Source organism: Actinacidiphila alni, from assembly GCF_900112845.1.
GTDB lineage: Bacteria > Actinomycetota > Actinomycetes > Streptomycetales > Streptomycetaceae > Actinacidiphila > Actinacidiphila alni.
Window position 1 is genome coordinate 195,018 of sequence record NZ_FONG01000011.1, and the last position, 23,974, is coordinate 218,991.

Genomic DNA, 23,974 nt, shown 5'->3' on the forward strand with positions numbered 1-23,974 from the left:
CGCGCAGTCGCGGAGCCCCCTTTCGGCGGTGCATGCGGTACAGACCGAGGAGGTCAGTCGTGCGGGACCACCGCGACGGGGCACGCGGCGTGGTGCAGGGCCGCGTGCGCCACCGGACCGATCCGGACGGCGCCCGCCGGATGCGTCCTGCGGCGGCCGACGGCCAGCACGCCCGCCCGGTCGGCCACCGCGACCAGCGACTGCGCGACCGGACCGGCGATCACGCTCTCGCGCAGGACGACGCCGGGGAAGTGGCGTCGCCACGGAGCGAGCGTCGTCGCCAGGAGCCGGCTGCGTTCCTCGCGCAGCTCGCGCGCCAGTTCCGGGTCGAGCGACGGAGCCGCGTACCCGTACATCCGGTGGACGTCCCAGATGTGGACGGCGTGGACGGCGGCGTGCCGCGCGGCGGCCGATTCGAGGGCGAACGCGATGAGCGGACCGCATGGCCGGTCGAGGTCGAGGGCCAGCACCACGTCCCTGTCCACCGTGTCCATCTGCCCGATGTCCGCGCCGGCGCCGCCCCGGACCGTCACCACGGGACGGTCGGACCGTGCCGCCAGGTGCAGGCCCACCGAGCCCTGGAAGAAGCCGCGCACCGCGCCGAGGCCGCGCGAGCCGAGGACCGTCAGCTCGGCACCGGCGGCCGCTTCCAGCAGGACGCTCATCGGTGGGCCGCTCTCCTGCCGCGCCGAGACACTCAGCCCCGGATGGAGGTCGGTGAGTTCCTTTCCGGCCTCGCGGACCCTGGTCTCCTCCCAGAAACGGAGCCCCTCGGGGTCGGGCGAGAACTGCACGTTGCCGGCCGGCGCCTGCCAGACGTTGAGCAGCAGAACGGGAAGACCGCGGGCCGCCGCCTCCCGTCCGGCCCAGCGCGCGGCCACGAAGCTCTGCGGGGAACCGTCGATCCCCACCAGTACCGGATTCGTCATCGCTGACACCACCTCGAGTCGTCATGGCGCGAACCCACGAAAGCGGACATACGCGCCGTTCAGCGCCATCCTCACGCGCCGTGCGCCGTTCCGGGCAGGGCCGTTCGGTCCAGTCCCCCGGCCCGGGCGCGAACCGCCTCTCCCCTGGCGGTCACGCCGTCGTGGGCAGCACCGCGTCGTGGTGCTTGCCGCCGAGGACGACCTTCAGCGCGGCGGTGTCGGCGGCGCGGCCGAAGATGTCGTACGCCTCCTCCATCGCGTCCAATTCGAAGGTGTGGGTGACCAGTTCGGCCGCCGTCAGCCGCCCGGCCGCCATCATCCGCAGGAGTGATGCGCTCGTGGAGGGCCGAACCGAACCGTGGATGGGCCGGTCGGCCCATCGCCCGGCGCCCCGGACAGCGGCACCGTGGAGGAAAGAGCATCGGGAGGCCGTGATGTCCGAGGACAGCACCGCGGGCCCCATCGTCGTGGGGATCAGCGGATCACGTTCGTCGCAGGCGGCGTTGCGCTGGGCGGCGGAGCTGGCAAGTGCCGCGCGGGTGCCGCTGATCGTCGTCCACGCGTGGCAACCGTCCGGCGCCCTCCGCGCGCCCTACGCCCCGGCGGCGGGAGTTCCCACGGAGGAGGACGACCTCCGGGCCGCCCGGCTGGTGCTGGACACAGCCCTGCGCACCGCCGGGACCGCGGATCTGCACATCGAGGTGCGACCGGTCCTGGTCCGGGGCCGGCCGGTGCCGACGCTCCTGCGGTACGCGCCGGCCGCGGAGCTCCTGGCGCTCGGCCGCCGCACGGTCCCGGACGACGGCGACCCGCGGCTTGGCCCCGTCGCGCGTGACTGCCTCACCAAGGCGGGCTGCCCCGTCGTCACCGTGCCGGCGGCCGTCGTCAGGATCCCGCCCGCGCCGACGCCGCCGAAGCGTCGTCCGGTTGTCGCGGGCCGGTGAGGGATGTCGCGAGGGTGGTGGCCGCGACGGTCACCAGTGCCCCGAACATCAAGGCCGCGGCCTCCCCTGGCTCGAGCAGGTGCAGCTGCGTGCCCAGCGCCGCCGCGGCCACGGGCACACCGAGCTGGGCCGAGGTGAGGACACCCACGGCGAAGGGCTGCCCGGTGATCCGCATCGCGGCGTGCACGGCGACCGCGCCCGCCCCCAGAGCCGCGCCGAGTCCCGCGAAGGCGGGGTGGTGGCCCAAGGCACGCAGATCCAGGGAAGCGCCCAACCACACGAAGAACAAGGGACCGAGAAAACCCTCGGTGAACGCGAACAACTGCTTCGCCAGACGCCGCGGTTCGCCGATCGCCGAGACCACCAGGCCGAAGGAGAAGCCGGCCAGCATGATCGAGACGTGGGTGCGTACGGCGAGGGCAGCCAGCGCGAAGAGCACGATGAGGCTGATCCGCAGTTCCAGTGCGAACCGCCGTTCTTCGGACAGCCGGTGCAACCGCCGCCGGTACCCGTCACGTTCCAGGCGGCGCAGCACCAGGAACAGCACGGCGGCGCAGACCGTCACCGCGAGCGCGCCGAGGGCAGCCCGCGCCGCGTGCCGCGGGTCGATCACCAGGGGCAGTGCGATGATGCACGCGGTGTCGGCGACGGCGACCTGCGGCAGCATCTCCACGATGTGCCGGCCGCCGAGCGACAGCGAGTCGACGATCGGCAGGATCAGCGCCGCCGACGAGGACGCCATCAGCACCGTGTAGAGGGCGGTGTGCCCGGTGCCGAAGCCCCGGGCGAGAGCGTACGCGGGCGCGACCGCCAACAGCCCTACGGCCGCGGCGCGGACGACCCCGATGGTCAGCCCGGCCCGCAGCTGCGTGCCGCGTACGGGAACCCTGGCCCCCGCGACGAACATGATGAGGGCGAATCCGATGTCCGCGAGGAAGGTGAACGTCCGGTCACCGGCGTCGAGATAGCCGATCACCGTCGGCCCGAGAAGCACCCCGGCCGCCAACTCCCCCAGCACCACGGGCAGATGCCACTTCTTCGGCAGTGCGAGCAGCGGACCGAGCAGAGCGGCCAGGGACAGAACGGCAAGCACCGTGAAGCTCACGCGGAATCTCCTGGCCCGGCGGTCGGAAAGGCAGCACCACCGTACTCAGCGGCGCCGGGCCCGGACCAGCACCGATGGTCGCACGTACCGGTTCCCCCATCGGGCGTCGGCCCGTGCCCAGTCGGCCGTGCCGATATCCGCGTTGTAGGCCGCCGTGCGGTCGCGGGTCCTGGCGGGCCCGGAGGAAGGGCCGGTCGGCCCCGCGGATGCGGGCCGCAGGCCCCCAGCGCCACCCACCCGCCCCGCGGGACAGTCATCACGTCACCGAACGACACACCACCCACCAGGGAGCCGTCATGGCCGTCCACCCCACCACCCGGCAGCACACGGGAATCCACCTCCCTGTCTGGCTCAAGGCGCCCGCCGCCGACCACCAGGACGGCACGACGGCCGTCACCACGACCACCGGGGCAGCCGCCAAGTCCCTGGCCGTCCTGCGGATCGCCACCGGCTTCATCTTCCTGTGGGCCTTCCTCGACAAGACCTTCGGCTGGCACTACGCCACCGCCTCCGGCAAAGGCTGGACCGACGGCGGCTCCCCCACCAAAGGCTTCCTGTCCGGCGTCTCCGCCGGCCCCCTACAGTCGTTCTTCCACGACATCGCCGGCAAGGGCTGGACCGACTGGCTGTTCATGCTCGCCCTCCTCGGCATCGGCGCCGCCCTCATGAGCGGCATCGCCCTGCGCCTCACCGCCGCCGCCGGCACCATCCTCATGGCCATGATGTGGGCCGCCGAATGGCCCCCCGCCCAGCACCTGTCCACCGGCGAACCGAGCATGTCCTCCAACCCCTTCATGGACTACCACTTCCTCTACGCCCTCGCGATGATCGCCTTCGCCCTCACCGCCGCCGGCACCACCTGGGGCCTCGGCCGCCTCTGGAACCGCATCCCCCTCGTCGCCAAAAACCCCTGGCTCAAGTAACCCCAAGGAGCCGGCAGACCACCCCCGGGGCACCGCCACCACAGCGGTGCCCCGAACGCATCACTGGTCCGTACAGGAATCCGCCACCCGAAAGGAAGCGACAGACATGACCATCCGCGTCGGAATCAACGGATTCGGCCGCGTGGGACGCAGCTACCTGCGGGCGCTGCTCGCCCGTGAGGCGGCCCAGGAGACACCCGGCGTCGAGGTGGTGGCGGTCAACGACATCGCCCCGGTCTCCACGCTCGCCCATCTGCTGGAGTACGACTCCACCTTCGGCAGGCTCCCGGTCGCCGTCACCCACGACGACCGGAGCTTCACCGTGGCCGGCCACCGTATCGCCGTGACCGCCCATCGCGACCCGGGGGCGCTCGCGTGGTCCGAGGAGGACGTCGACATCGTCGTCGAGTCCACCGGCCGGCTGCGGGCCCGGGACCAGGCGGCCGTCCATCTGAAGGCGGGCGCCGCGAAGGTGCTGATCTCCGCGCCGGGCAAGGACGTCGACGCCACGCTCGTGATGGGCGTCAACCACACGGAGTACGACCCGGGCCGGGACGACATCGTCTCCAACGCCTCGTGCACCACGAACTGCGTGGCGCCGATGGTCAAGGTCCTCCAGGACCGCTTCGGGGTCGAGAGCGGTCTGATGACGACGATCCACGGCTACACCAACGACCAGTCGCTGCTCGACGGCCCGCACAAGGATCTGCGGCGCGCGCGGTCGGCCGCGCTGAGCATCATCCCGACCAGCACCGGCGCCGCTCGTGCGGTCGGCCTCGTCCTGCCCGCCCTCGACGGCGCCCTGGACGGGGTCGCGGTGCGCGTACCGGTGGAGGACGGCTCCCTGACCGATCTGACGGTGCTGCTGCGCCGCGCGGTGACGGTGGAGGAGGTGAACGCGGCCTTCGCCGAAGCGGCGGACGGCCCGCTGTCCGGCGTCCTGCGCGTCAGCACCGCCCCGATCGTCTCCCGCGACGTCATCGGCGACCCCGCGTCCTGCGTCCTGGACGCACCGCTGACCCAGGCGCACGGCCGCCTGGTGAAGGTCTTCGGCTGGTACGACAACGAGTGGGGCTACAGCAACCGTCTGCTCGACCTGACGGAGTACGTCGCCGCCAGGCTGTGAGCCCCGGCCCGGCACCGTTCATACGGGGTCTTCCCGCACATGGTCGCGGGAAGACCCCGTTCGGGTCGGGGCGCGGTGCCTTCAGTGCCGCGGTGCCAGGAGCAGCGGGCAGCGCGTGTGGTGGGCGACCGCGTGCGCGACGCCGCCGAGGCCCCGGCTCGTACGCGCCTCGCCCCGGCCCACGACCAGCAGGTCCGCGCTGCCCGACGCCCGTACGAGCGCGTCCGCGGGCCCGAACAGCCGCAGGTCCGGCAGCACCGCCACCGACGGATATTTGGCGCGCCGGCCGCGCAACGCCTCTTCCAGCAGCTGGAGTTCCCCGTCCTCCCAGTCGGCCCGGTCCTCCTCCACCGGCATCACCACCTGCTCGTCGTACGGGGCCGGCAGCCGCCACGCGCCCACCGCCCGCAGCCGCGCCTCCCTGCGTCGCGCCGTCTCGAAGGCGAGGTCGAGCGCCCGGGCATCGGGGTGGTGGCCGTCGACGCCGACCGCCACCTCGGGCACTCCGCTCCCGCCGGACTCCTCCGGCACGAGCGCCACCGCGCAGGGCGCGTCCGCAGCGACGCCCAGCGCCACGGATCCCAGGCGCAGCCCGGGGAATCCGCCCGATCCGCGGGTGGCGACCACCAGCAGCTCCGCCCCGGCGCCGACGTCGTTCAGCACGCGCTCCGGCACTCCGGCGATCTCCCGTGCCACCACGTCGAGCCGCGGATGGCCGCGCCGCACCTCGGCCACCGCCGTCGCCACGCGCCGCCCGACCGCCGAGCCCGTCCCGTGTCGCCGTGGACTCACGGTCACCACCCGCAGTGCCAGCCCGCGCGCCACCCCCTCGGCCGCCGCCCACCGCAACGCGGCCGCACTCGCCGCCGACCCGTCGACCCCGGCCACCACGTACCGCGTCACCGTGCCCCACCTCCCGCTGTCGCGCCCACGGCCCGCGCCGAGGAGCTCCCGCCCCCACACTGCGCCTCACCGCCCGGCCGTCCCATGGGCCGACAGACCCGCGCCCTGCCCCGGCCGGCCCCGCCGCGTCGGACGAGGTCAGGCGCTCATGCCGTAGCCCAACTCCTCGGCCCCGACGTGCCAGAAGGAGTTCTCGTCGGCGACGGCCTCGGGGTCGAGCGCCCCGAACCGTTCCAGCAACGCTTCGGTGAGCGCGTCGGCGGCCTGCTCGGCCAGGTCCTCGGCCTCGTCCTCGTCCACCTCGTCGCCGGGCCCCTCGTACGCGGCGGCCTCACCAGCGGCCTCCTCATATGCGCGGTTGAAGGCGACGAACGCCTCGACGCCGGAGTTGACGTACTGGGGCGCGTCGCCCTCCGGCAGACACCACAACGAACCGTCGTCACGCCGGAGGACGAGGGCGCTCAGTCCGGAGTCGACCGCGACCACGGCATATCGCGCGCCGCCGACCGTCTTTTCGGTGAAAGGGGCGTCCTGCCACACCCCGGGATACGGGCAACGAGCGCATCCGGCCAGCAGCGAGGCGATGTCAGCATCATTCATGCCGCGAATCTAGCCCGCCCCGTCAGCACTTCCCCCTCCGCCCGCCGGTCCGGTCGGCGGGCGGGTCCCGTGTCCGGTCAACGGGCAGCAGGCACGGTCCCGCGGGCGGCGGTGTGCATGGCGCCGAGGACGGCCTGGTGGGTGATCCAGCCGACGAGGCGGTCGTGGCCGGGGTCGAGGACCGGCAGTCCCGCGCCTTCGGCGGTGACCAGGGCGTCGAGCGCGGTGGACAGGTCGGTGCCGGTAGCGACGGGCCGGGGCAGCTGGGCGATGGTGGCAACGGTGGTGGCGTCGTGGTCGCCGTCGGCGAGGGTCTCGGCGGCGGTGCGGGCGGTGGCGGTGCCGAGGTAGGTGCCGTCGGCGGCGGTCACCGGCAGGACGCCGTGCGGTGAGCGGGCGAGCGCGCCCGCGGCGCGGGCCAGCGGCATCGCGCCGTCGAGGGCGGTGGGCACCGGTTCCATGACAGCGTCCACGGTGAGTCCGGCGAGGAACGCGCTGCCCGGCTGCTCGTCGATGTCGATGCCGCGGCGGCGGAGCTTGAGGGTGTAGACGGTGTCGCGGGACAGTGCCCGGCTGACGCCGGTGGCCAGCACGATCGCGGTCATCAGCGGCAGGATGATGGAGTACTCGCCGGTGAGTTCGAACATGATGATCACCGCGGTGATGGGTGCGCGGGCGGCGCCTGCGAAGACCGCGCCCATGCCGATCAGCCCGTACGCGCCGACCGGCCCCGCGGCACCGGGCAGCAGGTGGTGGGCGGCGGCCCCGTACGCGGCCCCGAGCATCGCGCCCATGAACAGCGACGGCGCGAAGACGCCGCCGGAGCCGCCGATGCCGATGGTCAGGCTGGTGGCGGCGATCTTCGCGAGCATCAGCAGGAGCAGGAAGCCGATGACGTACCGGCCGCCGATCGCGTCCTCCAGGACGGGGTAGCCGACGCCGTACATCTGCGGCAGCGCCAGCAGCAGCCCACCGAGCAGCAGGCCGCCGACGGCGGGGCGGGCCCATTCGGGGCCGCGCCACGCGAAGTCGCAGGCGTCCTCGACCAGATACAGCACCCGGGTGAAACCGACCCCGGCGGCGCCGGCCAGTACGCCGAGCAGTGCGAAGAGCAGGTATTCCGACAGGTGCGTGACCTGGAAGGCGGGCGGGTGCAGGAAGGGGGCGTCGCCGAACGCGGCACGGCCGATGACGCTGGAGGTGACCGAGGCCAGCACCACCATGCCGAACGACTCGGCGGTGAAATCCCGCAGGATCAGCTCCATCGCGAAGAACACCCCGGCCAGCGGCGCGTTGAAGGTGGCCGCGATGCCGCCCGCCGCACCGCAGGCGACCAGCACCCGCATCCGGTCCTCGGCGACCCTCACCAGGCCGCCCAGCGACGAGCCGAGCGCGGAGCCGATCTGCACGATCGGCCCCTCGCGTCCCACCGATCCGCCGCCGCCGATGCACAGCGCGGAGGCCAGCGACTTGACGACCGCGACCTGCGGGGCGATCCGGCCGCCGCGCCGGGCGACGGCGTACATCACCTCCGGTACCCCGTGGCCGCGCGCCTCCTTGGCGAAGCGCTGCACCAGCGGCCCGTACACCAGGCCCGCCGCCACCGGCGCGAGCAGCACGAACCACGGTCCCAGCCACGGCACATGCGCGTTGGCGACCCGGCCGGCGGCGGAGTAGTCCGCGTGCCCGGACAGGACGTGCGTGAAGGTCTCGATCAGCCACCGGAAGCCGATCGCGCCGAGACCGGCGCCCGATCCGACCAGCAGCGCCAGGACGAGCAGGCCGCCCTTCGTCTCCCGCAGCGCGGGGAGCACGGCCGCGGCTCCGTGCCGCAGGCGCGGCGCGCCGGCCGGGACTTCGCCGACCGGCGGCTCGGGGCGGGCCTTCGTGGCGGCTTCCGCGGGGCGTACGGGATCGGCGGCGTCGGCTGACTTCGGCATTTTTGCATTATGCAATACAAACCCTTGCCTTGTGCAAAATACCTGGCCGCGGACTTCCGTCCCGGACTTGTCAGTGCGAGGCGGTAGAAAGGGGCGCATGCCGAAGCGTGCGCCCAGCGCAGTCGAGACCCCGCAGCACCGCAAGCCCCACGCGGAGGCGGCCGTCGGGAGCGCCGACGAGGTCGTCACCGCCGTACTCACCGCCTCGCGCCTGCTGGTGTCGGTCTCGGCACGCTCGCTGGCGGCCGTCGAGGAAGCGCTGACGCTGCCCCAGTTCCGGATGCTGGTCGTGCTGGACAGCCGGGGCGCGATGAACATCTCGCGGCTGGGCGAGCACCTGGACGTCATCCCGTCCACCGCGATGCGCATGGTCGACCGGCTCGTCGCCGCCGGCATGCTCGGCCGCGAGCCCCGGCCCGACAACCGGCGCGAGATCCTGATCGACCTGACCGCCAAGGGCCGTGGCGTCGTACGCGAGGCCACCGAACGCCGCCGCGCCGAGATCGCCCGCATCGTCGGCGCGATGCCCGCCGCCCAGCGCACCGCTCTGGTCCGGGCCCTCCAGGCGTTCACCGACGCGGGCGACGAACCCCCCGCACCGGGCCGGTCGAGCGCCGACGTCGGCTGGTGACCGGCGGCGTTGCCGGTCCCCGCCCGACCGCGGCACCGGCCACCGAGGGGCGGCGGCCGGGCCGCCCTCGCGCTTTGGCATCATGCAAAGATGCCCCGCACCCGAGTCGGTCCCCGCTCCTGGCACCTGATCACCATCTCCGCGGCGCTCGCCCTGTCGGCAACCGCCTGCGCGCGCTCCGACACGTCACCGCCCGAACCCGCTCCCTCCACCTCTGACGTTCCGGGGCGCGTCGACATCCGGGCGGGCGATGTCGACCTGACCATCAGCCACGCCACGGCGACGCTCGATTCCGCCGGCAACGGAACACTGACGATGGTCGTCCACAACGGCAGCGGGGTTCCCGACCACCTCGACATGGTCGCCACCCCCGACGGCGGTCGCGGCGCCCTGACCGGCGCCGCCAAAGGCACCGGCACGATGACCGACGCCGGCATCCTCATCCCGCCCGGCGGCACCGTCACCTTCGGCGGCACGGGCCCCACCGTCCGGCTCACCCACACCCGCGGCATCACCGCCGGCCGCACCCTGCCCACCAACCTCGAATTCGGCGTCGCACGGCTGGTCCACCTCACAGCCGTCGTGACGGCGTCGTAGGACGCCGACCTGTTCCGTAGCCGGACGGGACACGGACAGCCTCTCGGTTTTCCTCCGCCTCCTCGAACGATGGACGGCGGCACCCCTCGCAAGGGGTGCCGCCGCGCGCCGGTCCGGGGCCGGGTCAGCCGCAGTGGAGGCGGGCGTCGGCCCAGTCGGCGTGGTCGAGGCCGTTGTTGTCGCCGCCGTCGCCGACCAGCAGGTCGACGTAGTCGGCGCCGGTCACGTCGACGTTCAGGTCGACCGGGGCAGAGTCGGCCCTGAGCACGGCCGTGGTCTCCTTCGGCACTCCGTCGGCGAGGACGGTGAAGGTGACGGAGCCGCCGCCGTTGCTCTCGGCGTCGATGCCGACCGTCGCGGTGAAGGCGGTGCACTGCCCGCCGGTGAAGACCGTGACGTCGGAGACGGAATTGGTGCCGATCCCCTTGGCGTACTGCTGCCCGCCGACGGTGATCGGCCTGCCGTCGCCCGGTGCCTGCTCACCGTTGGACGTGTCGCGCTCCACCGGTCCCCAGCCGTTGGTGGCGGTGAACGGGAGGTCGCTGACGTAGGCCGTGCCGCTCGGCGCGGGCGGCGGCACCGTCACCGTCTGCCCGTCGCTCACCTCGCGCCCGTCCAGACCGGCGGTGGCCACCAGGACGCTGCCCCACGGCCGGTTCGGGTCGGTCGAGGTCCGGGCGGTCACCGTCCAGGTCACCCGACGTTCCTCGCCGGGCGTGATCCGGCCGAGCGGGACCGTGCCTGGGCCGTCGAGCCGCCAGCCGTCCGGCACCTTCAAGGTCACCCGGGCGGACCGGACGGCGGGCCGGCCCTTCGGCACGGACACGGTCGCGGTCACCTCGGCGCCCGTGCCGGGCGTCATGGTGTCCGGCGCGGTCAGCCGCACCTGCGCGGGAGCGGCCGGTTCGGCGTAGCGGTGTGCGTCGTAGGCCGGGGACGCGACCGGCGACACGGGTACGCCACCGCGCAGGTTGGCCTGCGCCACCAGCGACACCCGGCCGAGACCGGAGGTGTCGTCGTTCGACCACACGGCCAGGGCCAGGGTGTTGCGGCCGTCCGGCCGCAGCAGTCCTGCGGGCAGCGGGAAGTCGTGCTGCGGGCCGACGTCGTTGACGTACAGGCCCATGTTCCAGCCGTTGAGGTAGATCTGGACGCGGTAGTGCTTGCCGAGGTCGTCGGTGAAGCGCAGGGCGACCGGTACGTCCTGGTCCTTGGGGACAGCGGGGTTGAACTGCGTGCGGTACCAGGTGACTCCGGGGGTGCTGTGCGCGGCGGGCAGCGTGGCGTGCCGCCATGATCCGTCGGGGTAGCCGGGCAGGGTCGCGCCGTCGCGTTCGCCGGACAGGCCACCGGTGTTGAGCGGTCCGCGGACCGGGTCGACCGGGTCCTCACCGCCGCGGCCGCCCTGGATCCGCCAGGTGACCGCGGCGGTCGAGCCGCTGAGCCGGGCGCTGGTCAGGCCGCGGACGGCCATGCCGGTGCCTTCGTTGTGGCCCATGTTGGCCACCAGCACCGCCAGCACATTGTCCGTGCCCGGGCGCAGCGCGTCCTTGGGCAGGTCGAAGGTGTGCGCGTCGTTCGCGGTGCCGAGACAGCGGCCGTTGAGCCAGGCCGCGTACTGGCCGGTGGAGTTCCCGGTCTGGGCGGCGAGCGCGATGCCCGTCTCCGTGCCGGTCGCGGTGAAGTGCCCGCGGTACCAGACGTCGCCGGCGTGGAAGCCGTAGTCGTCGCTGTAGAGCACGGGGACGCCGGCGGCGCCGTTCGGGTTGTCGGTGCCGGTGCGGTCGGCGATCCGCCAGGAGGAGTCGTCGTAGCCCGCGGCCGTCTCCGGGCTGCCCGGTGCGGTGCGCCAGTCGAGCGTCGGCATGGTCACCGGACGCGGGCCGTCCAGCCGCAGGTCGGTCCGTCCGCCTCGTACGGGACGGCCGTTCCAGGTGACCCGGGTCAGCGCGGACGGCGCCCACAGCGACAGCGTTGTCGGGGCGTCGGTGTCACCGGTCAGCGCCAGCGTGCCGTGGTCGGCGGTGCCGGTGCGGACCAGTTCGGGTCCGCGGGCCAGGACCGGTCCCGCGGAGGTGTCCTCGCGCCAGAACCGCTTGGCGGTGTCGGTGTCGGCGAGCAGCAGGTCGGCCGGCGGCCGGCCGCCGCCGGAGATCCGTACCTCGGTGAGGCCGCCGTGGACGTAGTTCAGCCGCAGGTCGCCGCGGGCGGCGTCCCAGGTCGCCTTGGCGCTGCCGGACCGCACCTGGACCGTGGGCCTGGACGCGTAGCGCAGTACGGTCTCGCCGTCGTCGCCCTTGGGCGCGTACAGCACCGCGGTGTCGGTGCCGTCGATGGTCGCCCGGGTCATCAGCTGGGACGTGGAGTAGACCAGCTTCTGGCCGCCGAAGGCGTAGTCGGCCAGCAGCATCTTGGCGTCGCGGCCGTCGACGGCCAGCGACGTGCCCGGCTCCTGCGGCACGCTCGGGTAGAAGTCGGCGCCGGGTGCGGGTGGTACGTCCACCGCGTCGAGCGTGCTGTAGGCGCCGGCCGACTTGGCGTTCTTGCGCCCGGTGACGGTCAGCGTCAGGGTGTGCTCGCCGTCCGACAGGCCGTCGGCACGGTAGAGGGTCTGCTGGGTCTGCTTGGTGGCGGAGTACTCGTCCACGTCGGCGACCTTCTTGCCGTCGATGGACACTTCGGTGATGCCGTGGTTGAAGTCGCGGAAGCCGATCCACCGCACCGAGGGGCCGGTGAAGGTCACCGACACGCTGTCGCCGGTGTGTTCGCTCCATGACGCGGTCTGCCGGAAGGCGACCTGGCCGTCGTAGTGCGACCAGCCCGTGCCGCCGTAGTGCACCGCGGCATCGGTGTCGTCATGGGTGAAGCCGGTGCGGTCGCCGAGGTCGACGGTCATATGGGTCCGCTGCGGGGTGTCGGAGGTGCCGTCAGCCTGCCGGAGCACGTACAGCTGCGTCTTGTCGTCCGGGTTGACCCGGCCCTTGATCCACAGGTCCGGATTGGTCTGGGCGGCGCCGGGCAGTGTGTCGGTCTTGGCGAGCGACGGTACGGCCGCAAGCAGGTAGCCGGTCAGCTTCTGCTGGGCGTATTTGTCGGTGAGTTCGCGGTCCTCGGCGATGGCCGCGCCGTAGTCGTACGAGGTGTACGTGTCCGGCTCCGGCAGATAGCCCCAGGAGGTGCCGCCGTAGGTCATGTAGAAGCTCTGCATGGTGGCGCCCGCCGCGATGCTGGTGTCGTAGAACACCTTCTCGAAGTCGGCGCCGGACATCTGCCGGCACTTCTCGTAGCCCACGCCGCCCCACGGGTCCCAGGCGCCGGCCTGGTACTCCGGCATGAACAGCGGCCGGTCGGTGAGTGCTTGGCGCTGCGCGGAGTAGTCGGGGACCTGGCCCCAGTGCTGCGGGTCACAGGGGACGCCCTGGGAGTAGGAGTCCCAGCCGTCGATGTCGACCGCTCCCTCGCCGCTGTTGAAGATGCCGTCGTGATTGCCGGTCAGCGGCACCGTGATGCCGTCGGCGCGGTACTTGTCCTCGATGTGCTTCATGTACGCGCGCGCGTCGGCCGAACCGTCCCGCAGCTCGTTCTCCACCTGGTCCAGGATGACGGTCCCGGTGCCGTTGGTGAGCTGGTGGCGGGCGATGATCGTGTCGATGCGGGTCAGCCATTCGTCGGCGTAGCGCAAGTAGGCGGGGTCCGTGGTGCGTTCGCGGACGCCCATACGGTTCAGCCAGCCAGGGAAGCCGCCGCCGTCGGTCTCGGCGTTGATGTACGGGCCCTGCCGCGCGATGACGTAGATGCCGACCTCATCGGCGATGTCCAGCAGTTGGTCCACGTTCCGGACGCCGGAGAAGTCGTACACGCCCGGCGCGGGCGAGTGGTAGTCCCAGTCGAAGTAGATGCTGACCGCGTTGAAGCCGCCGGCCTTCATCTTCTCCAGCACGTCCCGCCAGCCGCTGGGGCTCGGCAGCCGCCAGTAGGCGAACTCCCCGCCCCAGATGGTGGTGCGCCTGCCGTCGACGGACAGCGAGTACTTGTCGTAGGTGACCGTGTGTGTCCGGTGCGCCTTCGCGGCCGGTCGCGCCTCGGCGCGGTGCGGCAGCAGCAGCGGTCCGCCGACGGCGAGCAGCAGGGCGCAGAGCGCGGCGGTCGCCCTTGCACGTGCGCCGGCCGCGCCGAGGAAGGTGCGGCGGGACATCCGCCGCCGACGCGGCGTCATCGGCGCCTCGCTTCGGCCGGCGGACCGGGTCTGCGGACGCGTCGGGCGGGGCGTATCGGGCGGGGTGCTGGCGCAGGAGGGCACACGGAAGGACTCCTCGGTCCACTGGGTGGATGAACACCACTGAATCGGATGAATCGGGAGGAATGAATGCCGTTGGAATCGTTGCCAGAGTGGCGCAGTGCTGTGAACGTGTCAACGATGCGAGCAAAACTCACCGCAACTGGCAGATATAGCAGGGCAGATGAGGCTGAACCATTTCAAATTTCCGCACAAAAGACAACGGATAGCCACTGCACCGTACTGGAATGCATTCCAGAGCATGCCAAGGACCAGCCCCCGGCCGATCTCGGGACGTGCTCCGCTCAGGGCGTGACGATGGGGAAGAGGGGTTCGAAGTCGTCCAGGAGCGCGGCGTAGGTGTCCAGGACACCCGTGTCGCCTTCGAGGTCGATCCTGCCCGCCCGGGCGAGTTCGGCCGCGCCGGCGGGTTGCAGGAGGACGGCGGCGACCAGTTCCTTGGCCGCGGTGACGGTGAGCTGCGGGTCGGGGCTCGTTCCGGGGCGCGCGTGCAGGACGCCGCGGCGGATCCACAGGTGCCAGGGCCGGTTCGCTCCGGTGGCGTCGGTGACATTGACGGCGATGCGGATGTCGGCGTCGGCCGCGCGCGGACCGTTGAGGTGGACAGCGGCGTAGTCGAACAGCGTGTCGATGGGCATGGACGCGATGGTGTCCGGGCTGGCGGTGACCACCGTGGCCGGGGAGATGCCGTCACGCAGTTCCTGGGCGGCGGACAGGTAGATGCCGCGCCACTGGGGCCCCTCGGCCTGGTAGCCGAGCTGTTCGTAGGCGTCGGCCTGCAGCGCCCTGGCCTCCTCGTTGCCGGGGTCGGCGAAGACCGCGGCGTGCAGGATCTGCGCGGCCCACCGGTAGTCCGCGTCCTCGATGGCGCGGCGGCCCTCGGCGAGGACGGCGTCGGTGCCGACCATGGCGACCAGGCGCCGGGCGGTGTCGACCGGGGTGTGGGGGTTCAGCGAGACCGGGTCGCCGTCCCACGTGCCCAGTTCCTTGGTGAAGACCGCGCGGACGTCGTGGTGCAGGGTGCCGTGGTAGCCGCGGCTGGACCAGGTGCGGGCCAGTTCCTCGGGCAGCTCGATCTCCTCGGCGGCCTCCAGCGGGGTCAGGCCCCGGTTGGCCAGCCGGAGCGCCTGGTCGTGGATGTACTTGTAGGTGTCGCGCTGGGCTTCCAGGAAGCCGGTGACCTGCTGATTTCCCCATACCGGCCAGGTGTGGGTGCCGTAGTGGACCCGCACGTCGTCGCCCCAGCGCTGCAGGGTCTCGTCCAGGTAGCGGGCGAAGTTGCGCGCGTCGCGGGTGCGGGCCCCGCGCAGGGTCTGGACGTTGTGCAGCGTGTGGTTGGCGTTCTCCGCGCACGTCAGCGCGCCCAGTTGCGGGATCCAGATGTGCATCTCCTCGGGCGCCTCGGTGTCCGGGGCGTAGAGGAACTCGAACTCCAGCCCGGCCAGTTGCCGCTTGGTGCCGGTCTCGGTGATCGGGTCGGTCGGGGAGAGGTAGGACAGGGTGAAGCCCGCGGGCAGCCCGATGCCGATGCCGCAGGTGATGTGGCCCAGGGGGTTCTTGTCCAGCAGGCTGCCGAAGGCGTAGGAGGCGCGGCGGGACATCGCGGTGCCGGCGATGACGTTCTCGCTGATCGCGAACTTGTCGAAGGAGGCGATGGTGCCCGGGGCCAGGATCGGGACCTTGCCCGAGGCGACGTCGGCGGGGTCCACGATGCCCTTGACGCCGCCGTAGTGGTCGGCGTGGGTGTGCGTGTAGACGACGGCGGCGACCGGCTTGTCGCTGACGTGCTCGCGCACCAGGGCCATGCCCTGCCGGGCGGACTCCACCGACCCGGCGCAGTCGACCACCACCAGGCCGTCCTCGCCCTCGACGACGGTCAGGTTGGCGATGTCGTTGTTGCGGACCTGATAGACCCCGTCCACGACCTTGTACAGGCCGCCCTTGGACAGGACTTGCGACTGGCGCCACAGGCTCGGGTTGACCGAGTCGGGGCAGGGCGCATCCTCGGCCAGGAACGCGAAGTCCCGGGGGTCGAACAGCACCAGGCCGTCCTCGCGCAGCACCCGGCCCGGCAGGGGGGCGATCAGGTCCCGGTCCGCGTCGGCGAAGTCGCTACGGTCGTCCAGCGCGTACCGGGCGGCCGCCGCCCGGTTCGCCTCGACGGTCGCCGCCGACGGCTGCTTCGGTCCGTGTCCCATAGCGTCGTCCCGTCCTCGCAGGTCATCCGGGGCAAGCCCCACAGATCCCATCGTGGGGTCCGGCCGGAGACCGGGCAAACGGAACCGGAGCCGGTGCGGCGCTGACGGCGGCGGCCGTCCGAGATGCGGCGGACCACGTCCGGCGGTATCCCTTGAGGAGTCCGGATCGGCTTCCGCGGTGGCGCCGACCGGCGAGGAAGGGATCCGGCATGGACGACTATCCGCTGTTGAATCTGTTTCTCACGATGCTGTATTTCTTCTTGTGGATCATGTGGTTCTTCCTGCTGTTCAAGGTGATCACCGATCTGTTCCGGGACCACTCCTTGAGCGGCTGGGGCAAGGCCGGCTGGCTCATCGTCGTCCTCCTCCTGCCCTACCTCGGCGTGCTGCTGTATCTGATCCTGCGCGGCCGGAGCATGCACGACCGCGACGTCACCGAGGCGAAGGAGCAGGAAGCGGCCTTCCGCTCGTACGTACGGAAGGCCGCGGGACCCGATTCCGGCGCGGGCGGCAGCGAGCACGTGAACGAACTGGCCAGGCTCGCCGACATGAAGCGCGACGGGGACCTGACCCCGGAGGAGTACGAGAGGGCCAAGGCGAAAGTCCTCGCCTGAGGGGAAACGCCCCGTCCCTTCCTGACCGCCTCCGGTGACCGGCGCGGCGGATCAGCGCTCGCGCCCCCGCGGTTTCAGGGGAGTCGCCGGCAGGGACGGGGCCGTCAGGCGGTCGCCGTCGTAGCCGTGGACCTCGCCGAAGCGATCGCCGCTGTTCCAGTCCTCGCGGGCCTTCGCGATGTCGTCCGCGGATCGTCCGACGAAGTTCCACCACATGACGATCTGCTCCTCGAAGGGCTCGCCGCCCAGGAGCATCAAGGAGGCGGGGGTGTCGGCGCGCAGGGGGAGGTCGCGGCGGCCGCAGCCGAGGTAGAGGAGGGAGCCGGGGGTGAGGGGGACGCCGTCGACGTGGGATTCGCCGGACATGGTGAGGACGGCGTATTCGAAGTCGGGGCGGAGCGGGAGACGGGTGTCGGTGCCCGGGGCGAGGGTGAGGTCGGCGCCGACCAGGGGGGTGTGGGTGGTGCCGGGCGAGGCGGCGCCGTCGAGGTCGCCGAGGATGACCGTGGCGTGCAGACCGCCGCCGCCGGTGATCTCGGGGAGCACCGGGTGGTGCTCGAAGGCGGGCGCGATGTGCCGGCTGGCGTCGGGCAGCGCGACCCAGAGCTGGGCGCCGTGCAGCAGCCGGGCGTGGTCGCGGGGCGATTCCTCGGAGTGGGCGATGGCCCGGCCCGAGGTCATCAGGCCCAGCTCGCGCGGGCGCACCGTTTGCAGGCTGCCGAGGCTGTCGCGGTGCAGCACCTCGCCGTCGTGCAGCCAGCTCACCGTCTGGAGGCCGATGTGCGGATGCGGCGCCACCTGCATGCCCGGTTCCTCGGCGATGTCGTCGGGGCCGTAGTGGTCGACGAAACACCAGGCGCCGACCATGCGGCGGCCGAGGCTGGGCAGCAGCCGCCGTACTTGCGTGCTCTCGCCGAGCTGGACGGTACGGGCGGGGAGCAGGTCGCGGACCGGGGCGGCGGAGACGTCGGCGCGCCCGCCGCAGACGGTCGCGGCGGGCCGCACATCGAGGTTGCTCATACGCCCGATGATGCCGCGCGCGACCGCCCGAGGCGAGGAGGGAACCGGGCGGTCGCGCGGTCGGTGGGTCCGGGGCGGGGCCCGGCGCCGGGACTAGGACGCGGCTCCGGGGCGGGGCCCGGCGCCGGGACTAGGACGCGGCGGGCGCCGGAGCGACGACGGGCCTGACCGGCGCCGGGTACGGGGCGTCGGCGGCGTGCGCCGGGTGGACGCCGTGCACGAGGTCACGCGCCTCGCTGGTGTACATCTCGCGGTCGCTCAGCGTCAGGTGCGGGAAGTAGTCCTTCAGCCGCGTGACGACCTGCTGCTCCGACTCGTGGCACTCGCGCAGCAGGAAGATCGCCTTGTGCAGAATGTCGCCGTCCATGGGGACCGCCCTTCACTACCCCCCGTGGGCCTGTTGCCCTCGGACGTTTCCCATGATGGCGCCGGGATTGTCACCGCTTGGGCAACGGCGTGTACTGGCTCTGCAAAAGATCCACCAGCTTTTCCGGTACGTCCGCCAGGCAGCCCCGCAGCCGCTCCCCCAGCGCCTTGGCCTGCGGATCCGCTCTGGTGGAGGCGGCGACACCGTCGCCGAGCAGGCCGTGCACCACGAAGTTCACGGCGCGCAGATTCGGCAGCTCCCAACGGCTGACGGGCAGCGCCGCGGTCTCCGGCAGCAGCACCCGCAGCCGGGGCACGTCGAGATACGCGCGCAGCCACGCGTACGCCTCGTCGTCGCGCGCCCACAGCCCGACGTTCGCGTCGCCGCCCTTGTCCCCGGAGCGCGCGCCGACGACGCTGCCCAGCGGCAGCCGTACGGTCCGGCCGAAGCGCTCTGGCGGTTCCGGGGCGGTGCGGCGCGGCGGTGCGGTGACCGCTCCGCCCGGCGGTGGTGCGGTGACCGGCGGTACGGGCTCGGCCCGCGGTACGGGCGCCGGGCGGTCCTCGCGGGGGCCGGTGGCGCCGTACGGGGGGCGCGGTACGGGCAGCCGGGTGCCGTCGGCGAGCACCGTGACGGCGGTGACCTCGTCGGCGTCGATCAGCGCGGGCCAGTACACGCCGTATTCGGTGGGGCGCGGTGAGGCGTGCTCCAGGTAGAGGCCCGGGTAACCGGCCAGCGCGGAGCCTGCGACGTCGGTGAAGAAGCCGCGGCCGACGGTGTCGAGGTCGGGGTCCTTGACGGTGAGGGTGAGCCGGTCGGCCTCGCCGCCGTGCTCGCGCCGCAGGTCGTACGCGGCGAAACGGCCGGGGCCGCCGGTGGCGTCGCGCAGGGTGGCCTCGGCGAAGTCCGCCTTGGCGTCGAGGTCGAGGCCGGTGAGCACGAAGGTCGCCGAATTGCGGTAGCCGCCGCGGTGGTTGACGCAGACCTTGAGGGTCTCGGGCGCGGGCTCGCCCGCGACCGGGCCGACCGCGACCCGGTCGGGGCCTTGCTGGGTGAGGCGGACGGTGTCGAAGCGGGCCACCACATCGGCGTTGAGGTAGCCGGGTCCGCCGATCTCGTACAGGAGTTGGGCGGTGACGGTGCCGACGGTGACGGCGCCGCCGGTGCCGGGGTGCTTGGTGATGACGCTGGAGCCGTCGGGGTGGATTTCGGCGATGGGGAAGCCGGGGTGCACCGGGTCGGGGATCTCGGTGAAGAAGGAGTAGTTGCCGCCGGTGGCCTGGGTGCCGCATTCGATGATGTGGCCCGCGGTGACGGCGCCGGCCAGCCGGTCCCAGTCGTCGAGCGCCCAGTCGAAGGCCCAGGCGGCGGGGCCGACGACCAGCGAGGCGTCGGTGACCCGGCCGCAGATCACCACGTCGGCGCCCCCGCGCAGCGCCTGCGCGATGCCCCAGCCGCCGAGGTAGGCGTTGGCGGTGACCGGTTCGACACCGGACAGGGCGAGCGGGCGGCCGGTCGCCAGATGGGCGAAGTCGTGGCCGCGGGACTGGAGTTCGGGCAGCCGGTCCAGCAGGTCGTCGCCCTCGACATGGGCGACGGACGGGTGCAGGCCGCCGGCCGCGGCCAGTTCGGCGAGCTTGGCCGCGAGCCCGGCCGGATTGAGACCGCCCGCGTTGACGACGATCTTGATGCCGCGTTCCAGGCAGGCGCCGAGCACGTCGCGCATCTGGGCGAGGAAGGAGACCGCGTAGCCGCCGTCCGGGTCGCGCTGCCGCGCCTTCCACAGCAGCAGCATGGTCAGTTCGGCGAGATAGTCGCCGGTCAGGACGTCGATCGGGCCGCCCTCGACCATTTCGCGGGCGGCCGAGAGCCGGTCGCCGTAGTAGCCGGAGCAGTTCGCGATCCGCAACGGCGTGTGTGCCGTCATTCCGCCCTCCCGTCACTCCCCCGCGTCACCGATCCGCACGATCATCTTGCCGGTGTTCCCGCCGCGCAAGACCGCACGGACGGCGCCCGCGACCGCGCCCCGCACCGCCGGTGGTTGAATCGGTGCCATGAGCGAGCCCACCCCGCCGGCGGCGCTGTCCGCGGCCGAGATCATCGACATCGTGGACGAGCAGGACCGGGTCGTCGGGCGGTCGGCGCGCGGCGAGGCGTACGCGAAGGGTCTGCGGCACCGCTGTGTCTTCATCCTGGCCAGGGACGCCGAGGACCGGATCTTCGTGCACCGCAGGACCGCCGACAAACTGGTCTTCCCTTCGCTGCACGACATGTTCGTCGGCGGTGTCGTCGGCGCGGGCGAGTCGTACGACGCGGCGGCGCTGCGCGAGGCCGAGGAGGAGCTGGGGGTGAGCGGACTGCCGCGCCCCGAACCGCTGTTCAGGTTCCTGTACGAGGACGGCCCGCGCACCTGGTGGTCGGCCGTCTACGAGGTGCGCTGCCTGCTCCCGGTCGCCCCGCAGCCGGAGGAGGTGGCCTGGCACACCTTCCTCACCGAGGACGAACTGGCCGCCCGGCTCACCGAATGGGAGTGGGTGCCGGACGGTCTGGACGGTTACCGCAGGCTGCTCGACTGGCGTGCGGCGCAGGCGGGCTGACGCTCCGTCACTTCCAGGGCCGGTTCAGCCGAGCACGAGCAGTCCGGCGATCACCGAGGCGCAGTTGGCGGCGACCGAGGCCGCGTAGGGCAGTTGACCGCGCAGCCGCAGCAGCCGGCCGAGCAGCAGGCCCTCGACGGCGCAGACCGCGGCCTCGGCGACCGCGAAGGCCGGCCAGTAGGCGGCGCCGTGCGCCTGCCGCAGGAACCACCACAGCGGCGGGTGCGTCACACAGTTGACCATGACGGCCGCGAGCGCGGTCCGGCGCGGTCGGACGGGCGCGGGGGCCGCTGCGGTGACCGCCGCGACGTAGCACGGCACCTCGACCAGCAGGGTGAGGGCGAGGACCAGCGGATACGGCACGGGCGGATCGTGCCACGGGGAGGGGACGAGTGGCCAGCGCGGTGGGGGCGCCCTTTTCGGGTGCGCGACGAGGGGTCCGGCGCGGTGCGGGCGGGCAGCGGTCGGCGGAGCAGGGGGCGGACGGTCCGGCGCTGCCGGTGACCGGTTTCGTCCTGGCGGCGGCGGTGGCCCTCGCGGTGTCGCTGCGGCTGCCCGCCGGCACGGCCGTGGTGGGGCTCGCGGTCTTCGGCATCCTGCACAATGTGCTCGAACTCCGGTACGTGGCAGGCCGGTTCGAAGGGGTGCTGCGCGGCCCGTTCCTGCGGCTGCTGGGCGCGCTGATCACCGGCATCGTCGTCTGCCGCCTGCTGCCGCCGTCCACCGGCACCCGTACCGCCGAGATCCTGCTCGCGTACGGGCTGCTCGCCGCGGCCTGCGTGCACGCGCTGCGGTCCAGGCCGCTGCTGCTGGCCGCTTCTGCCGCGCTGCTGGCGGCGGCGGCCGTCACCTCGCTGTCCTTCCCCGCCTACCACTTCGTGGTGCTGGCCCACTTGCACAATGTGGTGCCGCTGCTCTTCCTGTGGGAGTGGTCGCGGGCGATGCCGCGCGGCCGGGCCGCCTTCCGTGCGGTGCAGTGCGGATGGGTGCTGCTGATTCCGGCGCTGCTGCTGTCCGGCGCCCTGGACGGCCTGCTCGGCGCGGGCTCCGGCTGGACCGACCGGCTGGCGCTGTCGTACACCCCGCCCGCCTGGCAGCACACGCACGCCGGCCTGCGCTTCGTCGCGGTCTTCGCCTTCCTCCAGACGATGCACTACGTGGTGTGGGTGTGGTTCATGCCGCGGTACGCGCCGGACGCGACCGAGGCGTTCGAGCGGCGCGCGCCCGTGCTGCGCGGTGTACGCGCCTGGGCGCTGGGGCTCGGCGGGGCGGCGGCGCTGTCGGTGCTGTTCGTCAGCGACTACACGCAGGGGCGGTCGCTGTACGCGGCGGTCGCCAGCTATCACGCCTATCTGGAATTCCCGGTCCTGCTGATGCTCGTCCTGGGGCTCGGCGAACAGGGCCGGGCCGGGAGGCCGGGACGCGCCGCGCTCCCGGACGGTACCGACGACGAGGAGAACGTGCCTCATGCTGCTCGCTGACATCGCGCCGCCGCAGGACAGCGGCGGCGGTTCCGCCGGTCATGTGGTGATCGCCGTGGTGGGCGTGGTGCTGCTCGCCGCGATCCTCGCGGTGATCATCGCGGCGGTGTCGCGCCGCAGGTGACGGGCCGGTGCGCGCCCCGGTGGTTAGTGTGGCCGCGTGAGCGCTTTCGCCCAGCGGCTGCCCGCGCGGCTGCGTGCCGCACGGGACTCCGTACGGCTGTGGTTCGCCCCCGCCCGCGTGCAGCGGGAGGGCGCCACTCCCGACTACCGTTTCTCGCTCGCCAACGAGCGGACCTTCCTCGCCTGGATCCGTACCGCCCTCGCCCTGATCGGCGGCGGCTTCGCCATCGACCAGTTCCTCACCGACCACCTCGCACGCTGGGTACGGGCGGCGCTGGCGCTCGCGCTGCTGGTCGGCGGTGTGGCCTGCACCCTGCGCGCGGTCAACCACTGGGTGCGCTGCGAACGCGCGATGCGGCGCGGCGCCGATCTTCCGGTGTCCCGTTTTCCCGCGCTGCTCGCCGTGACGGTCGCCGTCATCGCCGTCGCGATGGTGTGCGTCGTCCTCTTCGGCTGGGCCTGATGGCGGACGCCGCCGGCCGTGATCCCGGTCTCCAGCCGGAACGTACGCGGCTCGCGTGGCGCCGCACCACACTTTCGTGTGCGGTGACCGCTGTGCTGGCCGGGCGGCAGGTCGCCCTCCGGGGCGGCGGCCTCCTCGCCGCCGTGGCCCTCGCCCTGGTCACGCTCGCCTTCCTCCTCTTCCTGCGGCTCGCCCACCGCCGCATCCAGCTGCTCGACGGCTCTCCGTCGCCGTCCACGATGCCGCCCCGGTCCGCCGCCGCGGTGGCCGCCTGCACCATGTCGCTCGCGCTGTGCGGCGCCGTCCTCCTCTGGTGAAGCCCGCTCCCGCGGAGGGCGGTGCCTGAGGTCGTTGCGGGGCGCGGCCCCTGGTCGGGCGTCCTCTTCCGGGTTCAGGGTGCCAGGATGTCCAGCTCGCGCAGGGCGCCGACGCAGATCTGCCGCATCAGGTCCTCGGCGAGCGGCGCCTCGCGGGCCCGGACGGCCTCGGCGACCCGGACGTGCAGGGTGACGGCGGCCGGGTCGGGCTCGGTGAACATCACATGGTGCTCGGTGCGGCCGGTGAGAACCTCGGCCACGACATCGCCGAGGCGGGCGAACATCTCGTTGCCCGAGGACTCCAGGACGACGCGGTGGAAGGCGATGTCGTGCACGAGATACGCGTCGAGGTCGGCTGCGCGGGCGGCGGCGGCCATCTCGGCGGCGAGCACGGTGAGTTCGCGGCACTGCCCGGGCTCTGCCGCGACCGCGGCCAGGCCCGCGGCGACCGGCTCGACGGCGGTGCGCAGCGTGGTCAGGGAGCGCAGCTGGCGGGGCCGGTCGGTGCCGGCCAGCCGCCAGCGGATGACCGCGGGGTCGAAGACGTTCCACCGTTCTCCCGGCAGCACGATGACGCCGACCCGGCGCCTGGTCTCCACCAGATGCATCGCCTCCAGCACCCGGACCGCCTCGCGGACCACGGTGCGCGAGACGCCGTAGCGCGACTCCAGTTCGTCGATGCGCAGAACCGTGCCGGGCGGGTAGGCGCCGGAGGCGATGGCGGGGCCGAGTTCGGCCAGCACGCGGGCGTGCAGACCTCCGGCGTCGTCCCGCGGAGCTTCCTGCTGAGGCATGAGGA

At 72.7% G+C, this 23,974-nt stretch carries 23 protein-coding genes and 1 pseudogene; 11 read left to right on the plus strand and 13 right to left on the minus strand.

Going from position 1 to position 23,974, the window contains the following annotated elements:
* Positions 1-53 precede the first annotated feature (53 nt).
* On the minus strand, positions 54-929 hold the full coding sequence (locus tag BM076_RS20000; protein ID WP_093714992.1) for a universal stress protein: 876 nt from the start codon (positions 927-929) through the stop codon (positions 54-56).
* Between the two features lie 151 nt (positions 930-1,080).
* Positions 1,081-1,260, minus strand: a pseudogene (locus BM076_RS20005) (alcohol dehydrogenase); the annotation flags it as partial.
* 103 nt (positions 1,261-1,363) lie between these two features.
* Here BM076_RS20005 and BM076_RS20010 point away from each other — a divergent pair.
* Complete coding sequence (locus BM076_RS20010; RefSeq protein ID WP_177246519.1) at positions 1,364-1,873, plus strand: universal stress protein; 510 nt, start codon at positions 1,364-1,366, stop codon at positions 1,871-1,873.
* Here BM076_RS20010 and BM076_RS20015 read toward each other — a convergent pair.
* Positions 1,815-2,978, minus strand: coding sequence for a cation:proton antiporter (locus BM076_RS20015; protein WP_093714993.1), 1,164 nt, complete (start codon positions 2,976-2,978; stop codon positions 1,815-1,817). The two genes, BM076_RS20010 and BM076_RS20015, sit on opposite strands and share 59 nt — an antisense overlap.
* A gap of 296 nt (positions 2,979-3,274) precedes the next feature.
* Here BM076_RS20015 and BM076_RS20020 point away from each other — a divergent pair, with 296 nt between their 5' ends.
* Positions 3,275-3,901 (plus strand): hypothetical protein, encoded by a 627-nt coding sequence (locus BM076_RS20020; protein ID WP_093714994.1) that lies wholly within the window; start codon positions 3,275-3,277, stop codon positions 3,899-3,901.
* Positions 3,902-4,007: 106 nt separating this feature from the next.
* Positions 4,008-5,027 carry a type I glyceraldehyde-3-phosphate dehydrogenase gene (gene gap, locus BM076_RS20025; RefSeq protein WP_093714995.1) on the plus strand — a complete coding sequence of 340 codons (1,020 nt, stop codon included), beginning with the start codon at positions 4,008-4,010 and terminating at the stop codon, positions 5,025-5,027.
* An 81-nt stretch (positions 5,028-5,108) separates the two neighbouring features.
* Here the strand turns inward: gap and BM076_RS20030 are convergent, their stop codons facing one another.
* The 3 genes from BM076_RS20030 to BM076_RS20040 all read right to left on the minus strand — a co-directional run bounded on the left by BM076_RS20030 (position 5,109) and on the right by BM076_RS20040 (position 8,470).
* Positions 5,109-5,930 carry a universal stress protein gene (locus BM076_RS20030; RefSeq protein ID WP_093714996.1) on the minus strand — a complete coding sequence of 274 codons (822 nt, stop codon included), beginning with the start codon at positions 5,928-5,930 and terminating at the stop codon, positions 5,109-5,111.
* Positions 5,931-6,068: 138 nt separating this feature from the next.
* Entirely contained in the window at positions 6,069-6,530 is a 462-nt protein-coding gene (locus tag BM076_RS20035; protein ID WP_093714997.1) for an SUKH-4 family immunity protein, read from the minus strand.
* Positions 6,531-6,607: 77 nt separating this feature from the next.
* Positions 6,608-8,470: a chloride channel protein gene (locus BM076_RS20040; protein ID WP_093714998.1), complete on the minus strand. Its 1,863-nt coding sequence runs from the start codon at positions 8,468-8,470 to the stop codon at positions 6,608-6,610.
* 97 nt (positions 8,471-8,567) lie between these two features.
* On the opposite strand from BM076_RS20040, the gene BM076_RS20045 reads away from it, so the two are divergent.
* Together BM076_RS20045 and BM076_RS20050 are read left to right on the plus strand one after the other, a co-directional pair.
* Positions 8,568-9,101 (plus strand): MarR family winged helix-turn-helix transcriptional regulator, encoded by a 534-nt coding sequence (locus tag BM076_RS20045; protein ID WP_093714999.1) that lies wholly within the window; start codon positions 8,568-8,570, stop codon positions 9,099-9,101.
* Positions 9,102-9,191: 90 nt separating this feature from the next.
* Positions 9,192-9,698: a copper chaperone PCu(A)C gene (locus BM076_RS20050; RefSeq protein ID WP_093715000.1), complete on the plus strand. Its 507-nt coding sequence runs from the start codon at positions 9,192-9,194 to the stop codon at positions 9,696-9,698.
* 124 nt (positions 9,699-9,822) lie between these two features.
* Here BM076_RS20050 and BM076_RS20055 read toward each other — a convergent pair whose 3' ends face one another.
* Together BM076_RS20055 and BM076_RS20060 are read right to left on the minus strand one after the other, a co-directional pair.
* Positions 9,823-13,914, minus strand: a complete 4,092-nt coding sequence (locus BM076_RS20055; protein ID WP_093715001.1) for a beta-galactosidase — start codon at positions 13,912-13,914, stop codon at positions 9,823-9,825.
* A gap of 365 nt (positions 13,915-14,279) precedes the next feature.
* Positions 14,280-16,193 (minus strand): alkyl/aryl-sulfatase, encoded by a 1,914-nt coding sequence (locus tag BM076_RS20060; RefSeq protein ID WP_093715002.1) that lies wholly within the window; start codon positions 16,191-16,193, stop codon positions 14,280-14,282.
* Positions 16,194-16,402: 209 nt separating this feature from the next.
* Here BM076_RS20060 and BM076_RS20065 point away from each other — a divergent pair, with 209 nt between their 5' ends.
* Positions 16,403-16,807, plus strand: coding sequence for an SHOCT domain-containing protein (locus BM076_RS20065; protein ID WP_093715003.1), 405 nt, complete (start codon positions 16,403-16,405; stop codon positions 16,805-16,807).
* A 51-nt stretch (positions 16,808-16,858) separates the two neighbouring features.
* On the opposite strand, the gene BM076_RS20070 is transcribed toward BM076_RS20065, so the two are convergent.
* The 3 genes from BM076_RS20070 to BM076_RS20080 all read right to left on the minus strand — a co-directional run bounded on the left by BM076_RS20070 (position 16,859) and on the right by BM076_RS20080 (position 20,121).
* Complete coding sequence (locus BM076_RS20070; protein WP_093715004.1) at positions 16,859-17,827, minus strand: pirin family protein; 969 nt, start codon at positions 17,825-17,827, stop codon at positions 16,859-16,861.
* A 130-nt stretch (positions 17,828-17,957) separates the two neighbouring features.
* A complete protein-coding gene (locus tag BM076_RS20075) occupies positions 17,958-18,194 on the minus strand; it encodes a hypothetical protein (protein ID WP_093715005.1) in 237 nt (78 codons plus the stop codon).
* A gap of 70 nt (positions 18,195-18,264) precedes the next feature.
* Complete coding sequence (locus BM076_RS20080) at positions 18,265-20,121, minus strand: acyclic terpene utilization AtuA family protein (RefSeq protein WP_093715006.1); 1,857 nt, start codon at positions 20,119-20,121, stop codon at positions 18,265-18,267.
* Positions 20,122-20,248: 127 nt separating this feature from the next.
* Here BM076_RS20080 and BM076_RS20085 point away from each other — a divergent pair, with 127 nt between their 5' ends.
* Positions 20,249-20,791: an NUDIX hydrolase gene (locus tag BM076_RS20085; RefSeq protein ID WP_093715007.1), complete on the plus strand. Its 543-nt coding sequence runs from the start codon at positions 20,249-20,251 to the stop codon at positions 20,789-20,791.
* A gap of 24 nt (positions 20,792-20,815) precedes the next feature.
* Here BM076_RS20085 and BM076_RS20090 read toward each other — a convergent pair whose 3' ends face one another.
* A complete protein-coding gene (locus tag BM076_RS20090) occupies positions 20,816-21,154 on the minus strand; it encodes a hypothetical protein (protein WP_093715008.1) in 339 nt (112 codons plus the stop codon).
* Between the two features lie 137 nt (positions 21,155-21,291).
* On the opposite strand from BM076_RS20090, the gene BM076_RS20095 reads away from it, so the two are divergent.
* The 4 genes from BM076_RS20095 to BM076_RS20105 are packed head-to-tail and all read left to right on the plus strand — an operon-like array spanning position 21,292 to position 23,175.
* Complete coding sequence (locus tag BM076_RS20095; protein WP_093715009.1) at positions 21,292-22,272, plus strand: hypothetical protein; 981 nt, start codon at positions 21,292-21,294, stop codon at positions 22,270-22,272.
* Complete coding sequence (locus BM076_RS36695; RefSeq protein ID WP_177246520.1) at positions 22,259-22,396, plus strand: hypothetical protein; 138 nt, start codon at positions 22,259-22,261, stop codon at positions 22,394-22,396. Before BM076_RS20095 ends, BM076_RS36695 begins: the two co-directional genes overlap by 14 nt.
* Positions 22,397-22,432: 36 nt before the next feature.
* Positions 22,433-22,858: a YidH family protein gene (locus tag BM076_RS20100; protein ID WP_245796161.1), complete on the plus strand. Its 426-nt coding sequence runs from the start codon at positions 22,433-22,435 to the stop codon at positions 22,856-22,858.
* On the plus strand, positions 22,858-23,175 hold the full coding sequence (locus BM076_RS20105; RefSeq protein ID WP_093715010.1) for a DUF202 domain-containing protein: 318 nt from the start codon (positions 22,858-22,860) through the stop codon (positions 23,173-23,175). The genes BM076_RS20100 and BM076_RS20105 overlap by 1 nt, the downstream gene beginning before the upstream one ends.
* Positions 23,176-23,249: 74 nt before the next feature.
* Here BM076_RS20105 and BM076_RS20110 read toward each other — a convergent pair whose 3' ends face one another.
* Positions 23,250-23,969 carry a FadR/GntR family transcriptional regulator gene (locus tag BM076_RS20110; protein ID WP_093715011.1) on the minus strand — a complete coding sequence of 240 codons (720 nt, stop codon included), beginning with the start codon at positions 23,967-23,969 and terminating at the stop codon, positions 23,250-23,252.
* Positions 23,970-23,974 lie beyond the last annotated feature (5 nt).

What these genes read in the sequence shown, in the direction of transcription:
- BM076_RS20040 (WP_093714998.1), bottom strand. Translation starts at nt 8,470, where the DNA reads ATGCCGAAGTCAGCCGACGCCGCCGATCCCGTACGCCCCGCGGAAGCC.
- BM076_RS20045 (WP_093714999.1), top strand. Translation starts at nt 8,568, where the DNA reads ATGCCGAAGCGTGCGCCCAGCGCAGTCGAGACCCCGCAGCACCGCAAG.
- BM076_RS20065 (WP_093715003.1), top strand. Translation starts at nt 16,403, where the DNA reads ATGGACGACTATCCGCTGTTGAATCTGTTTCTCACGATGCTGTATTTC.
- gap (WP_093714995.1), top strand. Translation starts at nt 4,008, where the DNA reads ATGACCATCCGCGTCGGAATCAACGGATTCGGCCGCGTGGGACGCAGC.
- BM076_RS20000 (WP_093714992.1), bottom strand. Translation starts at nt 929, where the DNA reads ATGACGAATCCGGTACTGGTGGGGATCGACGGTTCCCCGCAGAGCTTC.
- BM076_RS20075 (WP_093715005.1), bottom strand. Translation starts at nt 18,194, where the DNA reads ATGGACGGCGACATTCTGCACAAGGCGATCTTCCTGCTGCGCGAGTGC.
- BM076_RS20080 (WP_093715006.1), bottom strand. Translation starts at nt 20,121, where the DNA reads ATGACGGCACACACGCCGTTGCGGATCGCGAACTGCTCCGGCTACTAC.
- BM076_RS20010 (WP_177246519.1), top strand. Translation starts at nt 1,364, where the DNA reads ATGTCCGAGGACAGCACCGCGGGCCCCATCGTCGTGGGGATCAGCGGA.
- BM076_RS20085 (WP_093715007.1), top strand. Translation starts at nt 20,249, where the DNA reads ATGAGCGAGCCCACCCCGCCGGCGGCGCTGTCCGCGGCCGAGATCATC.
- BM076_RS20105 (WP_093715010.1), top strand. Translation starts at nt 22,858, where the DNA reads ATGGCGGACGCCGCCGGCCGTGATCCCGGTCTCCAGCCGGAACGTACG.
- BM076_RS36695 (WP_177246520.1), top strand. Translation starts at nt 22,259, where the DNA reads ATGCTGCTCGCTGACATCGCGCCGCCGCAGGACAGCGGCGGCGGTTCC.
- BM076_RS20020 (WP_093714994.1), top strand. Translation starts at nt 3,275, where the DNA reads ATGGCCGTCCACCCCACCACCCGGCAGCACACGGGAATCCACCTCCCT.
- BM076_RS20070 (WP_093715004.1), bottom strand. Translation starts at nt 17,827, where the DNA reads ATGAGCAACCTCGATGTGCGGCCCGCCGCGACCGTCTGCGGCGGGCGC.
- BM076_RS20050 (WP_093715000.1), top strand. Translation starts at nt 9,192, where the DNA reads ATGCCCCGCACCCGAGTCGGTCCCCGCTCCTGGCACCTGATCACCATC.
- BM076_RS20055 (WP_093715001.1), bottom strand. Translation starts at nt 13,914, where the DNA reads ATGACGCCGCGTCGGCGGCGGATGTCCCGCCGCACCTTCCTCGGCGCG.
- BM076_RS20035 (WP_093714997.1), bottom strand. Translation starts at nt 6,530, where the DNA reads ATGAATGATGCTGACATCGCCTCGCTGCTGGCCGGATGCGCTCGTTGC.
- BM076_RS20110 (WP_093715011.1), bottom strand. Translation starts at nt 23,969, where the DNA reads ATGCCTCAGCAGGAAGCTCCGCGGGACGACGCCGGAGGTCTGCACGCC.
- BM076_RS20060 (WP_093715002.1), bottom strand. Translation starts at nt 16,193, where the DNA reads ATGGGACACGGACCGAAGCAGCCGTCGGCGGCGACCGTCGAGGCGAAC.